Here is a 16,550-nt window from a genome sequence, read left to right as displayed (position 1 = left end):
GGAGGGGGACCGCCGCGAAGCGGTGGTGGAGGAGGTGCCGCCAAGCGCCGAATCCAATCTGATGCGTAACCACACCGAACAGGCATTGCAGTCCGCACGCCGTCTCTGGTCGGAAATGACATTGCCCGAGGTGCTGCTCTGGCGCGTCCTTCGTGCCCGGCCAATGGGTCTGAAGTTCAGATGGCAGCATCCGGTCGGTTCATACGTTGCGGATTTTTACCGTGACGCCGCCAGAACAGTGATCGAGATCGATGGAATTTCGCACACCATGGGCGATCGCCCGGAGCGAGACCCTGCACGCGACAACTGGCTGGAAGAGCAGGGCTTTGTGGTGGTGCGCATTCCCGCTGCACACGTTTTGAAGAATGCAGACGCCGTAGTGCAGTCGATCGTCCTCTTGTGCGCGGCTGCACCCCCTCCGTCAGCGCTTCGCGCTGCCACCTCCCCCGAGGGGGGAGGATCTGACCGGAGCTTTTGAATGGATTTCGTCTCGATCCTGTCGATCTTCGTGATGGCCTGCTTCGTGGGTTATTATGTCGTCTGGTCCGTCACCCCGGCGCTGCACACGCCGCTTATGGCTGTCACCAATGCGATTTCCTCGGTTATCGTGGTAGGCGCTCTGGTGGCGAGTGCGGCTGCGGGTAGCCCCGCCGCCAAGTGGCTGGGTCTCGGGGCGGTGGTGCTGGCCAGCGTCAACATCTTCGGCGGCTTTGCCGTCACCGAACGGATGCTGGCGATGTACAAGAAGAAGGATAAACCCGCGCCGAAACCTGGCTCCGGTGGAGGCACGCACTGATGGAGGCCCATGCCGTAAACCCCTGGGTCGCCGTCCTGTACCTTGTTGCCGGCGTCTGTTTCATCCTCGCCCTGCGCGGGCTGTCCTCTCCGGCGACAAGCCGCAAGGGCAACCGCTATGGGATGATCGGCATGGGCATCGCCGTGGTCACCACGCTGGTGACGCACGAGATCGCCAGTCTGCCTGAAATCCTGGCCGCCATCGCCATCGGCGGCGGTATCGGCTTCCTCATCGCCCGGCGCATCAAGATGACCGATATGCCGCAGCTTGTCGCCGCGTTCCACTCGCTGGTCGGGCTGGCGGCGGTGCTCGTGGCGGTGGCCGCGTTCCTCAACCCCGAAGCGTTCGGCATTCTGGGTGAGGGGGGCAATATCCTGCCCGTCAGCCGTGTAGAGATGGCGCTGGGCGCGGCGATCGGCGCGATTACCTTTTCCGGTTCAGTGATCGCCTTCGCCAAGCTCAACGGCAATATGTCCGGCTCGCCGATCATGCTGCCGGGCCGCCATGTCATCAACCTTGCGACGCTGGGCGCGATCATCGTGCTGACCGCGCTGTTCGCCCATTCGGGGGCGGCGGGACCGGGCGAGAATCCGCTGTTCTGGGTGCTGGTCGGGCTGGCTTTTTTGATCGGCTTCCTGCTGATCATCCCGATTGGCGGCGCCGACATGCCGGTGGTCGTCTCTATGCTCAACAGCTATTCGGGCTGGGCGGCGGCGGCCATGGGCTTCACGCTGCACAATACCGCGATGATCATCACCGGCGCGCTGGTGGGTTCATCGGGCGCTATCCTGTCGTACATCATGTGCAAGGCGATGAACCGCAGCTTCCTCTCCGTCATCGCGGGCGGTTTCGGCGTCGAAAGCGGCCCGGCCGGCGGCGATGCGAAGGAGCAGCGCCCGTGGAAGCGCGGCTCGGCAGAAGATGCGGCCTTCCTCATGAAAGAGGCAGAGAGTGTCATCATCATACCCGGCTATGGCATGGCGGTGGCGCAGGCCCAGCACGTGCTTCGCGAGATGGGCGACCAGCTGAAAGCCCACGGCGTCAACGTGAAATACGCGATCCACCCGGTTGCGGGCCGCATGCCCGGCCACATGAACGTGCTGCTGGCCGAGGCGCAGGTGTCCTATGACGAGGTCTTCGAACTGGAAGACATCAACGGCGAGTTCGCGCAGGCCGACGTCGCCTTCATCATCGGCGCTAACGACGTGGTGAACCCGGCCGCCAAGACCGACAAATCCTCGCCCATCTACGGCATGCCGGTGTTCGATGTGGACAAGGCCAAGACGATCTTCTTCATCAAGCGCTCGATGGGCGGCCAGGGCTATGCCGGCGTCGACAACGACGTGTTCTACATGGACCAGACGATGATGCTCCTCGCCGATGCCAAGAAGATGGTCGAGGATATCAACAAGGCGCTGGCGGACTGAGTTTTTGCGAGGCCAGTCCGCTCGACACGCACTGGCCTTCGGACTTATGGCGCCTTTCATGACCCGTCTCATCACAGCCGCCGTGCTGATCGCCGTCCTTGCCGCCGCGCTGTGGTACGGCGCGCACTGGTATGCCGAGCAGCGCGTGCGCACCGCGTTCACTAACGCCGGGATGACCGACGAGGCCGCCGCCTGCATGGGCCGCCGTCTCGTGCAGCGCCTCTCGCTGGGGCAGCTGGGCAAGCTGGCCGGGCTTCAGGAGGAGCATCGTTCGCTTCACGGGGTGGTGAAAGCCGTGGAGCGAATGGACGATCCGCGCATCGCCAAGGTGACAGCCACCTCGGCGCTCTTGTGTACAACGGGATTTGCCCGCTAGGGCAGGGCAACTCGTCGCACCCACGCGGAGACCGCGCGCTTGACTCTAGCTCCCTATGCTTCCGATCCGGCCCGTTCGCGCGGGCGTGAATTCTCCACCGAGAACGGCCTCGCCCGGGGCGCCCGCAGCCCCTACCAGCGTGATCGCGACCGTATCATCCACTCGATCGCGTTCCGCCGCCTGCGCTACAAGACCCAGGTCTTCGTGGCGCCGGACGGCGATCACTACCGCGTGCGCCTGACGCACAGCCTGGAAGTGGCGCAGATCGCCCGCGTCATCGCCCGTATCCTGCGCCTCGATGAAGACCTGACCGAAGCCCTCGCGCTGGCCCACGACATCGGCCACCCGCCCTTCGGCCACGCCGGAGAGGACGCCCTCGACGCTGCGCTCCACAAGGCAGGCGGCTTCGACCACAACGCCCACACGTTGCGCACGCTGATGCGCATCGACAGCCCTTACTGCGAGCATGACGGCCTGAACCTGACGTGGGAGACGCTGGAGGGCCTCGCCAAGCACAACGGCCCCGTGGCCGAGCCGACCTGGGCGCTGGCCGAACTAGACGCCGCGTACAATTTCGACCTCACCACCCACGCCTCGCTGGAAGCGCAGGTGGCGGCGCTGTCCGACGACATCGCTTATGACAACCACGATATCGACGACGGACTGCGCGCCGGTTTCCTCGATCTCGACGAACTGCTGGCCCAGCCCTTCATAGCCGCGCGCTGGGGCGAGGTGGAGCGCCGCTATCCCGATGCCCCGCTCGACCGGCAACTGGCGGAGCTGATCCGCAGCCAGATCGGCGTCATGGTCAACGATCTTGTCGAGCAGACCCAGGCAAACCTCGTCGGCGTGGGCAGCATCGATGACGTTCGCCATGCGGGCTGCACGCTGGTCGCTTTCTCGCCGGAAATGGCGGAGGCCGAGCGCACCTTCAAGCGCTTCATGTACGACAAGCTCTACTACCATCCCGAGCAGCTTGAAACCGCGCGGCGCGCCCGCGCGCTGCTGGCCGAACTCTACGCCGCCTACTCGCAGGAGCCGGTGCTGATGGAGGAAAGCTGGATCGACAACATGCCGCGCTTCGAGCCGGACCGCAGCCGCCACATCGCCGACTATATCGCCGGCATGACCGACCGTTTCGCCATCGCCCGGCACGCCGACATATACGGCCGCACGCCCGAGGGCCTGAGCAATGTCTAGGCGCTGAAGGATGGAACAGGGGGCTGTTCGCATATGCCTGGTCGGCGCGACCGGGCTGATCGGGTCTGCGCTGATGGCCGAGGCCGTCGGGCGCGATGACGTGCGCGTGATCGGCGTCGGCCGGCGCGAGGCGGTGCTGCCGCCGGGTGCGCGCATGGAGATGCTGGTCGGCGAGCCGATCGACTGGCCACAGCTCATCAAGGCCGCGTGCGCCGACGTGCTGGTCTGCGCGCTGGGCACCACGATCAAGGCCGCCGGTAGCCAGGAGCAGTTCCGTGCCATCGATTACGACCTTGTCCGCTTCAGCGCCGAAGCCGCGCGCGAGGCTGGCATCGAGCACATGATCGTCGTCTCCTCGGTCGGCGCAGAAACGGGTGCGAAGAACTTCTACCTCAGCGTCAAGGGCGAGACGGAGGAGGCCTTGGGCAAGCTGGGTTTCCGCCGGCTTGATATGCTCCGCCCCGGCCTGCTGCGCGGGCAGCGCGAGGAGCGGCGCGGGCTGGAACGGGCAGGGCAGGTGCTGGGACCACTGGCCGATCGCCTCGTGCTCTACGGACAATGGCGCCGATTCCGCTCGATCCGCGCGCGGGACGTGGCCCGCGCGATCCTCGCTCTCACGCGCGAGAAGGGGCAGGGGCGTTTCGTGCAGGAACATGATGCCTTGCGCCGGTTCGCGCGCACGCAGGGGTAAGGGCGCGCATCCTTCGACAAGCTCAGGATGAGCGGGGAGGGATAGCAATGTGAGCGGGTAGGGGTGATGGTTCGCCCAAATCCCGCTCAGGCTGAGCTTGTCGAAGCCCCATCGCCAGCACCCAACCCCGTGGATTAGCTCGCAGTTGCACAAGCCGGGCGTTGACTTGCGCAGGGCGCTCCACCAAGGCTTGGGCAACTCGCTGACACGCGCGGGAGAGACCTTGCCGATTCGCCTCAGGGCGGATGGGACAAGGCGCCGAAGGAGCAACCGCCCCGGAATCTCTCAGGCAAAAGGACCGCGCGGCGTCGACAGCGATACTCTGGAAAGTGCCCCGTGCCTTTAAGGTCGTGGCCGCCGACGGTGTAACCCGGCCTGTCCCATAAGGGATGACGCCGGGGAAGCTCTCAGGTTTCCGTGACAGAGGGGGCACCGGAAATGGTGTGCCATGCTAGTCGCGGAGTCGTGTCTTGAGCGAATACCCTGTTACCCCTGATGAAGACGAAGCGGAGGATCTCGCCCCGCTGACCCTGCCTCTCGATGCCTGGCACCGCGAGCAGGGCGGCCGCATGGTCGAATTCGCCGGCTACATGATGCCCGTCCAGTACGAAGGCATCATGGCCGAGCACCTGTGGACCCGCGAGAATGCCGGTCTGTTTGACGTCAGCCACATGGGCCAGGTCTATGTTTCCAGCGAAGACGGTATCACCGCCGATCTGGAAGCCGCCATCGAGACGGCGCTGCCGATCGACCTGTCCACGCTGAAACTTGGCGCGGTGCGCTATTCGCTGCTCTTGGACGAAGAGGGCGGCATCCTTGACGATCTCATGGTCACCCGCTGGAAGACGGGCTTCTACCTCGTCGTCAATGGCGCGACCAAGTGGGACGACATCGGCACCTTGCGCGAACTTCTGGCCGATGAAGTCACGCTCAACCACCTTGACGAAAGCGCGCTGCTGGCGCTGCAGGGCCCCAAGGCATTTGCCGCGCTGGAACGCCATGCCAAGGGCGAATATCCGCTCTCGGCGCTGACGTTCATGAAGGGCGGTCAGTTCACCCTTGGCGGCGTCGATGCCTGGATCAGCCGGTCCGGCTACACCGGCGAGGACGGGTTCGAAATCTCGATCCCGGGCGAAGCTGCCGAAGACATCTCGCGCCTGCTGTGCGGTGAGCCTGAGGTGAAGCCGATTGGACTAGGCGCACGCGATTCGCTGCGTCTGGAGGCCGGTCTTCCGCTTTACGGCCACGATCTTTCGCCTGAAACCAGCGCTGTCGATGCGGACCTGAAGTTCGCCGTCAACAAGCGCCGCCGCACCGAAGGCGGCTTCCCCGGAGCCGAGCGCGTGATCGCCGACTTCACCGATGGCACCGCGCGCCGCCGTATCGGCCTGACCCTTGAAGGCCGCATGGCTGCGCGGGAAGGCGCCAAGGTTTTCAATGGAGATCAGGAGGTTGGCATCGTGACCTCAGGTGGTTTCTCACCTTCGTTGCAGCATCCGATCGCCATGGCTTACGTCGATGCGGCACTTGTCGCACCAGGCACTGCCCTTACCATCGAAATGCGCGGCAAGCGGCTAGACGCGACAGTCGCTGCGATGCCTTTCGTCCCCCATCGCTATCACCGCTGAGGAACTTTTTCATGACCCGTTTTTTTTCCGAAGATCATGAGTGGATCGAAGTCGAAGGCGACCTCGGCACTGTCGGCATCACCGACTATGCGCAAGGCCAGCTTGGCGACATCACCTTCGTTGAACTCCCCGCCGAGGGCAGCACCGTCGGCAAGGGCGATTCCGTTTCGGTGGTGGATTCCGTGAAGGCCGCCTCGGATGTCTACACGCCGGTATCGGGCACTGTCGCCGAAGTGAACGGCGCTCTGGCCGATGCGCCGGAACTGGTGAACACCCAGGCCGAAACCGGTGGCTGGCTGTTCCGCGTGACCCTTTCAGACGCCGCCGAACTGGGCGCGCTGATGGATGATGCCGCCTATAAAAGCTACGTCGAAAGCCTCTGACGAACCCTGTCCTCCCCGAAACGGGGAGGGGGACCGCCGCCACAGGCGGTGGTGGAGGGGAGTTTCGCCGCGGCGTAACCCTTGCGCAAGGCCGCAGATCCCCTCCGTCGGCCGCTTCGCGACTGCCAGATCCCCGCATAGGGGAAGATACCCAATTAGGAGCCTCGATGCGCTACCTTCCCCTTACCCCCGCCGACCGCATCGCCATGCTGGCGAAAATCGGCGCCGACACGGTCGATGATCTGTTCATCGACGTGCCCGAAGCGGCCCGCCTCGCCGGCCCGATCGAAGGCTTGCCCGCCCACGCCAGCGAAATGGCCGTAGAGCGCCACATGAGCGCGCTGGCCGCCAAGAACGTGAGCGCGGGTTCCGCGCCGTTCTTCCTGGGCGCGGGCGCCTATCGCCACCATGTCCCGGCCTCGGTCGACCATCTGATCCAGCGCGGCGAATTCCTCACCGCCTACACGCCTTACCAGCCGGAAATCGCGCAGGGCACGCTGCAGGTGCTGTTCGAGTTCCAGACCCAGGTGGCGCGCCTGTTCGGCACCGATATCGCCAATGCCTCGATGTACGACGGCTCGACCGCGTGCTGGGAAGCGATCCTGATGGCCGCGCGCGTCACTCGCAGGGGCCGCAGCGTGCTGTCCGGCGGTCTGCACCCGCACTACGGCGAAGTGGTGCGCACGATGGCCAAGTTCACCCAGGACGACATCATCAGCCTGCCCGCGAAGATGGTCGCAGAGGCCGATGACGCCGCCGTGATCGCCGCGATCGACGACAAGACCTCCTGCGTCGTGGTCCAGTACCCCGACGTCATGGGCCGCATCCCCGACCTTGCCGCCATCGCGGAAGCCGCGCACGCCAAGGGCGCGCTGCTGGTGGTGGTGGTCACCGAGCCGGTGGCCTTGGGCCTGATCGAGGCACCGGGCGTTCTGGGCGCCGACATCGTCGTGGGAGAGGGCCAGTCGATCGGCGTCGGCTTGCAGTTTGGCGGGCCCTACCTCGGCCTGTTCGGCTGCCGCGAGAAGTTCGTGCGCCAGATGCCGGGCCGCCTCTGCGGCGAGACCGTCGACGTCGAGGGCAAGCGCGGCTTCGTGCTCACCCTCTCCACTCGCGAGCAGCATATTCGCCGCGAGAAGGCGACGAGCAATATCTGCACGAATTCAGGGCTTTGCGCTCTGGCCTTCAGTATTCACCTGACCTTGCTCGGCGGTGAAGGTCTGGCCCGTCTGGCCGGCATCAACCATGCCCGCGCGCAGGCGACGTTCGAGCGCCTGACGCGTATTTCGGGCGTCTCGCTGATGAACGATGCCTACTTCAACGAGGCCACGCTGATCCTGCCGCGCGACGCACGCGAGGTCGTGCGCGAACTGGCGGATCGCAAGGTGCTTGGCGGCGTTTCACTGGGCCGCCTGTTCCCGCAAGGGGAAGGACTGCGCAACGGCCTGCTGGTCGCGGCGACCGAGACGACCACGGACGAAGATATCGAGGCATTCGCCCTCGAACTGGAAGCAGTGCTGGAAGGAGCTTCGGCATGAGCGACATCAACGCAGGCGGATGGCGCCCCTCTATGGGTGAGGCCGGAGACGCAAAATTTACAACGTCTAGCGGCGATTACGGGCTTATGCTCGAAGAAGCCCTGAGTTTCGAACTCGGCTCGCCTGACAAGTGCGGCGTCGATCTCGATCCGGCGGACCGCGCGCCCGTGGCCGGGCTGGGCAAGTTCCTGCGCAAGGCAGCGCCGGGCCTTCCCGGCCTGACCGAGCCGGAGACGGTGCGCCACTACACGCGCCTGTCGCGCCAGAACTATGCGATCGACCTCGGGCCGTTCCCGCTGGGTTCGTGCACGATGAAGCACAACCCGCGCCTGAACGAGAAGATGGCGCGCCTGCCGGGCTTCGCCGACGTGCACCCGATGCAGCCGCAAAAAACCATCGAAGGCGCGCTCGAAGTGATCGAGCAGCTGGCTGACTGGCTCATCACCCTGACCGGCATGGCTTCGGTGGCAATGTCGCCCAAGGCCGGCGCGCACGGCGAGCTGTGCGGTCTGCTGTGCATCCGCGCCGCTCTTGATGCGCGGGGCGAAAAGCGCGACGTGGTGCTGGTGCCCGAAAGCGCCCACGGCACCAATCCGGCGACGGCGGCTTTCGCGGGTTTCAAGGTGGAATCGATCCCCGCGACGCCGGAAGGCCGGGTCGACGTGGCCGCGCTCAAGGCAAAGCTGGGTCCGAACGTGGCGGGGGTGATGATCACCAACCCCAACACCTGCGGCCTGTTCGAGCCGGACATGAAGGAAATCGGCGACGCGGTTCACGCAGCCGGCGGCTATGTCTACTGCGACGGCGCGAACTTCAACGCCATCGTCGGCAAGGTGCGCCCCGGCGACCTGGGCGTGGATGCCATGCACATCAACCTGCACAAGACCTTCTCCACGCCCCACGGCGGCGGCGGTCCCGGCGCGGGTCCGGTGGTCCTGTCCGAAGCGCTGGCGCCGTTCGCGCCGCTGCCTTTCGTGACGCGCGGGGCTGATGGCTCGATCCACCTCGTCGAGGAGGAGAACGCCAGCGAGGGCCACGCACAGGCGTTCGGCCGCATGGTCGCCTTCCACGGCCAGATGGGCATGTTCACCCGCGCTCTGACCTATATCCTCAGCCACGGCGCCGACGGCCTGCGACAGGTTGCCGAGGACGCGGTGCTCAACGCCAACTACGTGCTGCGTTCGTGCGAGGACCTGCTGCCCGCCCCCTTCGCCGACAGCGGCCCGTGCATGCACGAGGCGCTGTTCAGCGATGCGGGGCTGGCCGAGGGCTTCACCACGCTGGATATCGCCAAGGGTCTGATCGACGAAGGTTTCCACCCGATGACGGTCTACTTCCCGCTGGTGGTAAAGGGCGCGATGCTGGTCGAGCCGACCGAAACCGAGAGCAAGGCCGGTCTCGACCGCTTCATCGGCTCGCTGCGCAGCTTGGCCCAGCGCGCCAAGGCCGGCGACCAAAGCCTGCACTCCGCGCCGCACTTCGCGCCGCGCCGGCGGCTTGATGAAACGCTGGCCGCGCGAAAGCCGGTGCTGGTGTGGAAGGGTGAGCCGGGCGTTCCGGGCACGCCTTCGCTCAGCGAAATCGGCGGGAGCTGAGGCTGTGCCGGGCGGGGGGAGCGGGCTTTCGGCCTATCTGCCGTTGTTCATCATTGCCGGGATCATGGCCTGGCGACTGCGCAACCTGCAGAAGGCGCGGCCGCTGCGCCTCCCCCTGCTGTGGCTCATGCCGTTGATCGTGATGGCGGCGGTGTGCTTTGCACTCGCCGCCTTGCCGCCTACCGGGCCAGGCTGGCTGGCACTTGGCGCCGGATTGGCGATCGGCGGCGCAATCGGGGCGCAGCGCTCAAGGCTGATGCGCCTGCATGTCGAGGGTGAAGGTAGCGAAGCGCGGGTGATGGTGCGCCAGTCGCCGCTGGCATTGATGCTGATCGTCGGCGTTTTCGTGATGCGCAGGGTGCTGCTGCCCACTGGGATGACGATGGATCAGGGGCATCCTTCTGCCCACGCCTTGCTGGTTACCGATGCGATGCTGGGTTTTGCGCTCGGCATGGTGGTGTTCAGCCGTCTGGTGCTATGGATGCGGGCACGCGAAATGGTCGCCAATCACGTCTTCGACGCCTGACGATCGGTTACCGTAGAGCTTTAGGTTCAGTTGATGGCGCGCTCACCCGCCTTGCCGACGGATTCGATATCGCGGCCTACGCCCTTGACTGTATTACAGGCCGAGGCCGAAATTAAAATGCCCCCGGCAGCGAGGGCAAGCACCAGTCTTTTGATCATCAATCGAGCGTTCCGTTAAGAGTTTCGCCCGGTTATCCGATAGATCAGGCACTGGGAAGCGCCCTTCAAGATTTTGCCGGCGGGCCAGGAAACTCGGTGGCGCCGAATATCCTGACCCGCCTGCAAGCCGTTGCCGGCTTATTTGATTGCGTCTTCGCCAGCCTGGCCGACCGACGAAACGTCGCGGCCCGCGCCCTTGACGGTGTTGCAGGCAGCTGCGGAGAAAACGATACCACCGGCGACGAGCGCGAGAACAAGCTTCTTGACCATGTCCATATTCCTTTTGTCGGTGCGGCCCGGGAAGGCCCGATCCGCGCATCCGTGAAAACACACGTGTGCGGGTCAGGTTCCCGCGGGTATTTTCACCGGCTGCGCTTCTTCGGTCGCGGCTTCATCCAGTGCGGACGTGGGAGAGATGCGCCGCGAAAGGAAATGCTCTCGCGAGGTGATGATCAGGCCGGCTACGACGATGATCGGCGCCCCCATCCACATCGACACAGCGGGCAGGTGATCCCAGATTATCCACCCGTAGAGTGTGGACCAGATCAGCGCGCTATAATCCATGACCACCACCGTCGCGACCTGTCCGAAGCGCAGCGCAGCGGTGATGAGGAACTGGGCGAGGGCGCCGCTGAGGCCAATCGCCGCCAGCAGCAGCCATTCCCGAAGCCCATGGGGCTGCGCGTAAAAGGGCAGCAGGATAGCCGTGAACAGCGAGCCGTAGAACGCGAACCAGAACACGCAGGCGATCGGCGCCTCGGTGCGAGCAAGATCCCGGATCTGAAAGCTGACGATCGCCACGATGACGCCGGCGCCCAGACCTGCCGCCAAGCCCATCGCGGGGACCGGTGCGTCGCTTGGACGGGCGATCACAAGAACGCCGACAAAGCCAAGGACGACGGCGGTCCACCGCCACTTGCCGACCATTTCGCGCAGGACGAGCGCGGCTATCAGGACTGCGAAAAGCGGCGTCGTGAAACCCAGCGTCGTTGCTACCGGCAATGGCAGCAGGGTGGCCGCGCCAAGGTTGCAGCACAGGCCCACGGTGCCGGTAGTGGCCCGTTTCGCATGGCTGGCCATGCGGTTCGTGCGCAGCAGTCGGATGCGTCCGGTCGCCAGCAGTGCGCCGGCAATCAGCGGCAGGCTCATGGCCTGGCGCCAGAACATCAGTTCCGGCAGCGCGACACCGGCTTCGCCCGCGAGCTTGGCCAGCATGAACATCGTCGAAAGCATCGCCATCGCTGCCAGTCGCAGCCCGATGGCAAACATCGGTCGGTCGGCGCGGGTAGGGTGCGCGGCGGGTTGTGGACGGGAGGAGGAATTCACCACCGGGCTTTAACTTGCCCGCGCTTGGAGGCAAGGGCAGCGAATGGACGATTCGACCAAGATCATGGCGATTTTCGGGAGCCTGTCGGCGGTGCTGGCCGTCGTGGCTTGGCTGGGTGACCGCCGACGCCATCATCGCAAGGACATCGACCGCGTGGGCTTCATGCCCTGGACGCCGATCTTCTTCTGGTCGCTGCTGGCGGCGGTGCTGCTGCTTGGGCTTTCAGCCCGCAAGGTCCTGGGGGGCTAACACCTGTAGGTAAAATAGCCCATTCGAGGCATTCAACTTTCTTGAACAAGGGCATGTTCGAGAAAGTTGAACAAGCCGGTCGAATTTATCCGGCTGGGCAGATTGCCTGCTAAATGGGAACAGGCGGCAAGTCACTCACTCCCCCGGAGAATTTCAATGCAGCGTATCTTCGCATCGGCCTTCGTGGCCGCTTCTCTAGTCGTGGCTGCGCCTATCGTGGCGCAGCAGGCCAACCAGAATTCGGCCGAAGTTCAGGCAGGCAACTATGCGCTCGACAGCAATCACACGCTGGTGCGTTTCAGCGTTGTCCACTTTGGCATCAGCGACTTCTTCGGCACGCTGCCGGGCGCCAGCGGCACCTTGTCGGTCGACCCCAGGAACGTCGCTTCGGCCAAGCTGGACGTCTCGGTGCCGGTTGCGACCGTATCGACCACCAACAAGGTGCTCGACGCGGAACTGGTCGGCGACGAATGGTTCGATGCGGCCAAGTTCCCGACGATGCGCTTCGTTTCGACGAAGGTGGTGAAGACCGGCAAGAGCACCGCCGACGTCACCGGCAACCTGACCCTTCACGGCGTGACCAAGCCCGTCACCCTCAAGGCCACTTTCAAGGCCGGCGCGGTCAATCCGATGAACAAGGCCTACACGCTGGGCTTCAACGCCACCGGCGTCATCAAGCGTACCGAGTTCGGCGTCAGCAAGTATGCGCCGATGGTCAGCGATGACACTACGATTGCGATCACCGCCGCTTTCGAGAAGCAGGCGAAGTGATCCACGCGCAGCGGGCATAGCCTTGCTGACGAAGGTCTGAAAAATGCATGGCGCCGTCCCGGACCTGATCCGGGGCGGCGTTTTGCCATTCGCTTTCCTACATCGGCGAAATCGCGTTTAACCTCATGGATGAACACAGCTTCCCACGCACCTCGCCGTGCCCGGCATGTCCGGGTTCCCGCATTTGCTCCCGTTGCGGTGCGTGCCCGCGTCGATGGGTGGACGCCGGCGCGGCAGGCCGCATTTCTCGGCGCGCTGGCCGAGACCGGTTCGGTGGAGGCGGCGGCGCGCAAGGTGGGCATGGCGCGCGAGACGGCCTATCGGCTGCGGCGCCGGCCTGGAGCAGGGAGCTTTGCGGCGGCCTGGGACGCGGTCATCGGCAAGCGGAGCGGCGCTAAACGGAAGGTCACAGTGGATGAGCGCGTGCAGCGGGCGTTTCAGGGCCTGCTGAAGGTGCGGATGTACGGCGGCAGGCACGTCGCGACCGAGCATAAAGCCGACAATCGCGCGCTTCTGGCCCAGCTTGCGCATGTGCGCCGTTCAGCGCGGGGCAGGGGCGGCGGCGGGCGAAGTTGATGGGGTTTCTACCCCGTTTCGGTATCAATCCAGGGATAACGAAAGGGGGCCGCGCACGGCCCCCGTTCCCCTCTCCCGATGAGGTAGGATTTGCCTATGCCTCAGAGGCAGGCTTCCAGAAACGCCTGGTCGAAGCCGAACTGGCGCGCTTTTTCCAGCGTGTAGGGGCGCAGGCCGGACGGGCGGAATTCGCCGATGATCTTGCCGTCGTCGGTTTCGTCGAGGTATTCGAACTTGAACAGTTCCTGGGTGACGATGACGTCGCCTTCCATGCCGATCACTTCGGTGATGTTGGTGGTGCGGCGCGAACCGTCACGCAGGCGCTTTACCTGGACGATGAGGTCGACCGATTCTGCGATCTGACGGCTGATGGCTTCCTTGGGGATCTTGATGTCGCCCATCAGGATCATGTTTTCCATACGGCCCAGGCATTCGCGCGGAGAGTTGGCGTGGAGAGTGCACATCGAACCGTCGTGGCCGGTGTTCATGGCGGCGAGCAGGTCGAAGCACTCGGCGCCGCGGATTTCGCCCAGGATGATCCGGTCGGGACGCATACGCAGGGCGTTCTTCACAAGGTCGCCGATGGTGATCGCACCCTGGCCTTCGAGGTTGGGCGGACGGGTTTCCAGCGGCAGCCAGTGCGGCTGCTGCAAGCGAAGTTCGGCGGCGTCCTCGATCGTCAGCACGCGCTCGCCCGGGTCGATCATCTTCGACAGGGCGTTGAGCATGGTCGTCTTGCCCGAACCCGTGCCGCCCGAGATCACCACGTTCATGCGGCATGCCCCGGCGATCTTGAGGGCGGTGGCCATCTTCTCGCTCATCGAACCGAAGTCCTTGAGCATGTCGATGGTGATCGGCTTTTCCGAGAACTTACGAATCGAAATCGCGGTGCCGCGAAGGCTCAGGGGCGGCACGATTACGTTGACGCGGCTGCCGTCCTTGAGGCGGGCGTCGGCCAGCGGCGTGGTCTGATCGACGCGGCGGCCGACTTGGTTGACGATGCGCTGGGCGATCTGGAACAGGTGCTGTTCGTCGCGGAACTTGGTGGGGGCGAGCTGGAGCTTGCCCTTCTTTTCGATGTAGGTCTGGTTCGGACCGTTGACCATGATATCCGAGATATCGGGGTCGTTGAGCAGTTCCTCCAGCGGCCCGAAGCCAAGCAACTCGTCGATCAGCACCTTTTCCAGCGCGAACTGTTCGCGGCGGTTGAAGGTGATCTTCAGCTCGGCCAGCACCTCGATGATGATGGGGCGGAATTCCTCGGACAGCTCGTCCTTGGTCAGCGTGGCGGCAGCTTCGGGATCGACACGTTCGAGCAGTCGGGGCAGCACCTGTTCCTTGATCTTGTGGATCGAGGCTTCGAAGCCGTTCTGCTCGCCCTGGTCGTGGACGGCGTTGGCGCGGTCCGCCAGGCGCGACATCGCGTCCTCGCGCATCGCGGCTGCCGTGGTGGGAGCGCCGTCGCTTCCCGGCATGGGGGGGAACTGCTCGCCGCCGGGCATAGGCGCGGCGCCGTTGGTGCCGGCTGCCGCGGGCTTGTCGCCGCCGCCCTTGAGCGGCTTTGCAACGCCGAATGCAGGCCGGACACCCTGGCCCATGCCGCCTGCCGAATTACGCCGACCAAATGCCGTCATGAAACTTTCAACCCTTCAACCGCCCGGTATGGTCAGGCGTGAAACACTGCGATTGCGGTGATGATTAAGGTTGAAACTTTGATAACTTACTAATGGCGCACGATTACAGGATGGTGAGGCAAATGGGCAGGGAAGGAGATATCTGCTGGCTTTGCGCCCGCCCACTTGGACGGCGGACGGAGCGGCATCATCCCGTGCCGAAAAGCCGGGGAGGGCGAGAGACAGTGCCGCTCCACCCGATCTGCCACCGGGCAATCCATGCGAGCCTCACCAATGCGCAACTGGCGAAGATGGGGCCCAACGCGGCGGCCCTGCTGGCAGTGGAGGATGTGGGGCGCTTCGTGCGCTGGGTCTCGGGCAAGCCACCCGACTTCCACGCGCCGACGCGGACGCGGAAGTAGGGAGCGGGGGGCTTCGACAAGCTCGGCCTGAGCGGGGTTGGAAGCATAGAGCAACATCCGCTCACCCTGAGCCTGTCGAAGGGTCAGGCTGAGCTTGTCGAAGCCCCCGCCCAAACGAAAACGGGCGGGCGGCCTTGCGACCACCCGCCCGCCTTAACGGAACTGCCGTGAGCTCAGTTCTTGGCTTTGTCGACCAGGGCGTTCGCCGCGATCCAGGGCATCATGGCGCGCAGCTTGGCGCCGGTTTCCTCGATCGGGTGACGCAGCGCCGCCTTGCGCGACGCCTTCAGTTCGGGCTGGCCGGCGCGGTTGTCCATGACGAAGTCCTTGACGAAACGGCCCGACTGGATGTCCTCCAGAACGCGCTTCATTTCCTTTTTGGTTTCTTCGGTGATGATGCGCGGACCGGTCTTGATGTCGCCGTATTCGGCGGTGTTCGAGATCGAGTAACGCATGTTGGCGATGCCGCCTTCGTACATCAGGTCGACGATCAGCTTCAGCTCGTGGAGGCACTCGAAGTAGGCCATTTCAGGGGCGTAGCCGGCTTCCACCAGCGTCTCGAAGCCAGCCTGGACCAGCGCGGTGGCGCCGCCGCACAGCACAGCCTGCTCACCGAACAGATCGGTTTCGCATTCCTCGCGGAAGTTGGTCTCGATGATGCCCGAACGGCCACCACCGACGCCCGAAGCGTAGGCAAGGGCGACGTCATGCGCGTTGCCGGTCACGTCCTGGTGGATCGCGACGAGGCAGGGCACGCCGCCGCCACGCTGGTATTCGCTGCGCACGGTGTGGCCCGGACCCTTGGGGGCGATCATGATCACGTCGATATCGGTGCGCGGCTCGATCAGACCGAAGTGCACGTTGAGGCCGTGCGCGAAGGCAAGCGCCGCGCCGGGCTTCATGTTGGCGTGCAGGTCTTCGGCGTAGATGGCGGCCTGATGCTCGTCGGGTGCGAGGATCATGATGATGTCGGCCCAGGCGGCCGCGTCCTTGTTCGACATGACCTTGAAGCCGGCACCTTCAGCCTTCTTGGCGGTGGCCGAACCTTCGCGGAGCGCGATGGCGACTTCCTTGACGCCCGAATCGCGCAGGTTCTGGGCATGGGCGTGGCCCTGGCTGCCGTAACCGAGCACGACGATCTTCTTGTCGGTGATCAGGTTGATGTCGCTGTCGGCGTCGTAATAGACTTTCATCGGTCTTCCTTCTGGTCGTCTCGGAGGTCATCCGGGACCGCTGTCGATCATGCCCCGCCCGATGATACTCGGAAGGGCAAA

20 protein-coding genes and 2 riboswitches are annotated in these 16,550 nt (G+C 64.7%); of the genes, 15 read left to right on the top strand and 5 right to left on the bottom strand.

What is annotated here, in order from left to right:
• The first annotated feature begins 61 nt into the window (after positions 1-61).
• The 11 genes from V474_RS04500 to V474_RS04450 all read left to right on the top strand — a co-directional run bounded on the left by V474_RS04500 (position 62) and on the right by V474_RS04450 (position 10,160).
• Positions 62-478, top strand: coding sequence for an endonuclease domain-containing protein (locus V474_RS04500; RefSeq protein WP_082699587.1), 417 nt, complete (start codon positions 62-64; stop codon positions 476-478).
• On the top strand, positions 479-796 hold the full coding sequence (locus V474_RS04495) for a proton-translocating transhydrogenase family protein (RefSeq protein WP_059150292.1): 318 nt from the start codon (positions 479-481) through the stop codon (positions 794-796). It begins immediately after the preceding gene.
• Positions 796-2,223: an NAD(P)(+) transhydrogenase (Re/Si-specific) subunit beta gene (locus V474_RS04490; protein ID WP_059150291.1), complete on the top strand. Its 1,428-nt coding sequence runs from the start codon at positions 796-798 to the stop codon at positions 2,221-2,223. The genes V474_RS04495 and V474_RS04490 overlap by 1 nt, the downstream gene beginning before the upstream one ends.
• A 58-nt stretch (positions 2,224-2,281) precedes the next feature.
• Positions 2,282-2,599, top strand: coding sequence for a hypothetical protein (locus tag V474_RS04485; protein ID WP_059150776.1), 318 nt, complete (start codon positions 2,282-2,284; stop codon positions 2,597-2,599).
• A gap of 39 nt (positions 2,600-2,638) precedes the next feature.
• On the top strand, positions 2,639-3,799 hold the full coding sequence (locus V474_RS04480; protein WP_059150290.1) for a deoxyguanosinetriphosphate triphosphohydrolase: 1,161 nt from the start codon (positions 2,639-2,641) through the stop codon (positions 3,797-3,799).
• Positions 3,800-3,809: 10 nt separating this feature from the next.
• Entirely contained in the window at positions 3,810-4,490 is a 681-nt protein-coding gene (locus V474_RS04475; RefSeq protein ID WP_059150289.1) for an NAD(P)H-binding protein, read from the top strand.
• Between the two features lie 202 nt (positions 4,491-4,692).
• Positions 4,693-4,801: riboswitch (glycine riboswitch) on the top strand.
• Position 4,802: 1 nt separating this feature from the next.
• Positions 4,803-4,924, top strand: a riboswitch (glycine riboswitch).
• 36 nt (positions 4,925-4,960) lie between these two features.
• The gene (gene gcvT / locus V474_RS04470; protein WP_059150288.1) at positions 4,961-6,118 is read left to right on the top strand and encodes a glycine cleavage system aminomethyltransferase GcvT; all 1,158 of its coding nucleotides are present in this window, start codon (positions 4,961-4,963) and stop codon (positions 6,116-6,118) included.
• 11 nt (positions 6,119-6,129) lie between these two features.
• On the top strand, positions 6,130-6,501 hold the full coding sequence (gene gcvH, locus V474_RS04465; protein WP_059150287.1) for a glycine cleavage system protein GcvH: 372 nt from the start codon (positions 6,130-6,132) through the stop codon (positions 6,499-6,501).
• 167 nt (positions 6,502-6,668) lie between these two features.
• Positions 6,669-8,039, top strand: a complete 1,371-nt coding sequence (gene gcvPA, locus V474_RS04460; protein WP_059150286.1) for an aminomethyl-transferring glycine dehydrogenase subunit GcvPA — start codon at positions 6,669-6,671, stop codon at positions 8,037-8,039.
• Positions 8,036-9,634 (top strand): aminomethyl-transferring glycine dehydrogenase subunit GcvPB, encoded by a 1,599-nt coding sequence (gene gcvPB, locus V474_RS04455; RefSeq protein ID WP_059150285.1) that lies wholly within the window; start codon positions 8,036-8,038, stop codon positions 9,632-9,634. Before gcvPA ends, gcvPB begins: the two co-directional genes overlap by 4 nt.
• Before the next feature lie 4 nt (positions 9,635-9,638).
• Complete coding sequence (locus V474_RS04450) at positions 9,639-10,160, top strand: CcdC protein domain-containing protein (protein WP_236710640.1); 522 nt, start codon at positions 9,639-9,641, stop codon at positions 10,158-10,160.
• 26 nt (positions 10,161-10,186) lie between these two features.
• On the opposite strand, the gene V474_RS04445 is transcribed toward V474_RS04450, so the two are convergent.
• The 3 genes from V474_RS04445 to V474_RS04435 form a co-directional block, all read right to left on the bottom strand.
• Positions 10,187-10,318, bottom strand: a complete 132-nt coding sequence (locus V474_RS04445) for an entericidin A/B family lipoprotein (protein WP_059150284.1) — start codon at positions 10,316-10,318, stop codon at positions 10,187-10,189.
• A 138-nt stretch (positions 10,319-10,456) separates the two neighbouring features.
• The gene (locus tag V474_RS04440) at positions 10,457-10,588 is read right to left on the bottom strand and encodes an entericidin A/B family lipoprotein (protein WP_043972909.1); all 132 of its coding nucleotides are present in this window, start codon (positions 10,586-10,588) and stop codon (positions 10,457-10,459) included.
• 72 nt (positions 10,589-10,660) lie between these two features.
• Positions 10,661-11,587, bottom strand: a complete 927-nt coding sequence (locus tag V474_RS04435) for a DMT family transporter (RefSeq protein WP_059150283.1) — start codon at positions 11,585-11,587, stop codon at positions 10,661-10,663.
• Between the two features lie 100 nt (positions 11,588-11,687).
• On the opposite strand from V474_RS04435, the gene V474_RS04430 reads away from it, so the two are divergent.
• The 3 genes from V474_RS04430 to V474_RS04420 all read left to right on the top strand — a co-directional run bounded on the left by V474_RS04430 (position 11,688) and on the right by V474_RS04420 (position 13,241).
• On the top strand, positions 11,688-11,894 hold the full coding sequence (locus tag V474_RS04430; protein ID WP_059150282.1) for a hypothetical protein: 207 nt from the start codon (positions 11,688-11,690) through the stop codon (positions 11,892-11,894).
• 156 nt (positions 11,895-12,050) lie between these two features.
• A complete protein-coding gene (locus tag V474_RS04425) occupies positions 12,051-12,665 on the top strand; it encodes a YceI family protein (protein ID WP_059150281.1) in 615 nt (204 codons plus the stop codon).
• 129 nt (positions 12,666-12,794) lie between these two features.
• The gene (locus tag V474_RS04420; protein ID WP_148649277.1) at positions 12,795-13,241 is read left to right on the top strand and encodes a Rossmann-fold NAD(P)-binding domain-containing protein; all 447 of its coding nucleotides are present in this window, start codon (positions 12,795-12,797) and stop codon (positions 13,239-13,241) included.
• 101 nt (positions 13,242-13,342) lie between these two features.
• Here V474_RS04420 and V474_RS04415 read toward each other — a convergent pair whose 3' ends face one another.
• Entirely contained in the window at positions 13,343-14,875 is a 1,533-nt protein-coding gene (locus V474_RS04415; protein ID WP_082699585.1) for a CpaF family protein, read from the bottom strand.
• 122 nt (positions 14,876-14,997) lie between these two features.
• Between V474_RS04415 and V474_RS04410 the strand changes: the two genes are divergently transcribed.
• Positions 14,998-15,276, top strand: a complete 279-nt coding sequence (locus V474_RS04410; protein WP_059150773.1) for an HNH endonuclease family protein — start codon at positions 14,998-15,000, stop codon at positions 15,274-15,276.
• A 173-nt stretch (positions 15,277-15,449) separates the two neighbouring features.
• Here V474_RS04410 and ilvC read toward each other — a convergent pair whose 3' ends face one another.
• The gene (ilvC, locus tag V474_RS04405) at positions 15,450-16,469 is read right to left on the bottom strand and encodes a ketol-acid reductoisomerase (protein WP_059150279.1); all 1,020 of its coding nucleotides are present in this window, start codon (positions 16,467-16,469) and stop codon (positions 15,450-15,452) included.
• Between the last annotated feature and the right edge of the window lie 81 nt (positions 16,470-16,550).

The organism is Novosphingobium barchaimii LL02 (genome assembly GCF_001046635.1).
Taxonomy (GTDB): Bacteria; Pseudomonadota; Alphaproteobacteria; order Sphingomonadales; family Sphingomonadaceae; genus Novosphingobium; species Novosphingobium barchaimii.
Note: the sequence above shows the minus strand (reverse complement) of the source record. Positions and strands in the feature narration are given on the sequence as shown.

Bases quoted from the DNA above. Each gene is read 5' to 3' on its own strand.
- V474_RS04500 (WP_082699587.1), top strand. From the start codon at position 62: ATGCGTAACCACACCGAACAGGCATTGCAGTCCGCACGCCGTCTCTGG.
- V474_RS04495 (WP_059150292.1), top strand. From the start codon at position 479: ATGGATTTCGTCTCGATCCTGTCGATCTTCGTGATGGCCTGCTTCGTG.
- V474_RS04490 (WP_059150291.1), top strand. From the start codon at position 796: ATGGAGGCCCATGCCGTAAACCCCTGGGTCGCCGTCCTGTACCTTGTT.
- V474_RS04485 (WP_059150776.1), top strand. From the start codon at position 2,282: ATGACCCGTCTCATCACAGCCGCCGTGCTGATCGCCGTCCTTGCCGCC.
- V474_RS04475 (WP_059150289.1), top strand. From the start codon at position 3,810: ATGGAACAGGGGGCTGTTCGCATATGCCTGGTCGGCGCGACCGGGCTG.
- gcvH (WP_059150287.1), top strand. From the start codon at position 6,130: ATGACCCGTTTTTTTTCCGAAGATCATGAGTGGATCGAAGTCGAAGGC.
- gcvPA (WP_059150286.1), top strand. From the start codon at position 6,669: ATGCGCTACCTTCCCCTTACCCCCGCCGACCGCATCGCCATGCTGGCG.
- gcvPB (WP_059150285.1), top strand. From the start codon at position 8,036: ATGAGCGACATCAACGCAGGCGGATGGCGCCCCTCTATGGGTGAGGCC.
- V474_RS04445 (WP_059150284.1), bottom strand. From the start codon at position 10,318: ATGATCAAAAGACTGGTGCTTGCCCTCGCTGCCGGGGGCATTTTAATT.
- V474_RS04440 (WP_043972909.1), bottom strand. From the start codon at position 10,588: ATGGTCAAGAAGCTTGTTCTCGCGCTCGTCGCCGGTGGTATCGTTTTC.
- V474_RS04435 (WP_059150283.1), bottom strand. From the start codon at position 11,587: ATGTTTGCCATCGGGCTGCGACTGGCAGCGATGGCGATGCTTTCGACG.
- V474_RS04430 (WP_059150282.1), top strand. From the start codon at position 11,688: ATGGACGATTCGACCAAGATCATGGCGATTTTCGGGAGCCTGTCGGCG.
- V474_RS04425 (WP_059150281.1), top strand. From the start codon at position 12,051: ATGCAGCGTATCTTCGCATCGGCCTTCGTGGCCGCTTCTCTAGTCGTG.
- V474_RS04420 (WP_148649277.1), top strand. From the start codon at position 12,795: ATGAACACAGCTTCCCACGCACCTCGCCGTGCCCGGCATGTCCGGGTT.
- V474_RS04415 (WP_082699585.1), bottom strand. From the start codon at position 14,875: ATGACGGCATTTGGTCGGCGTAATTCGGCAGGCGGCATGGGCCAGGGT.
- V474_RS04410 (WP_059150773.1), top strand. From the start codon at position 14,998: ATGGGCAGGGAAGGAGATATCTGCTGGCTTTGCGCCCGCCCACTTGGA.
- ilvC (WP_059150279.1), bottom strand. From the start codon at position 16,469: ATGAAAGTCTATTACGACGCCGACAGCGACATCAACCTGATCACCGAC.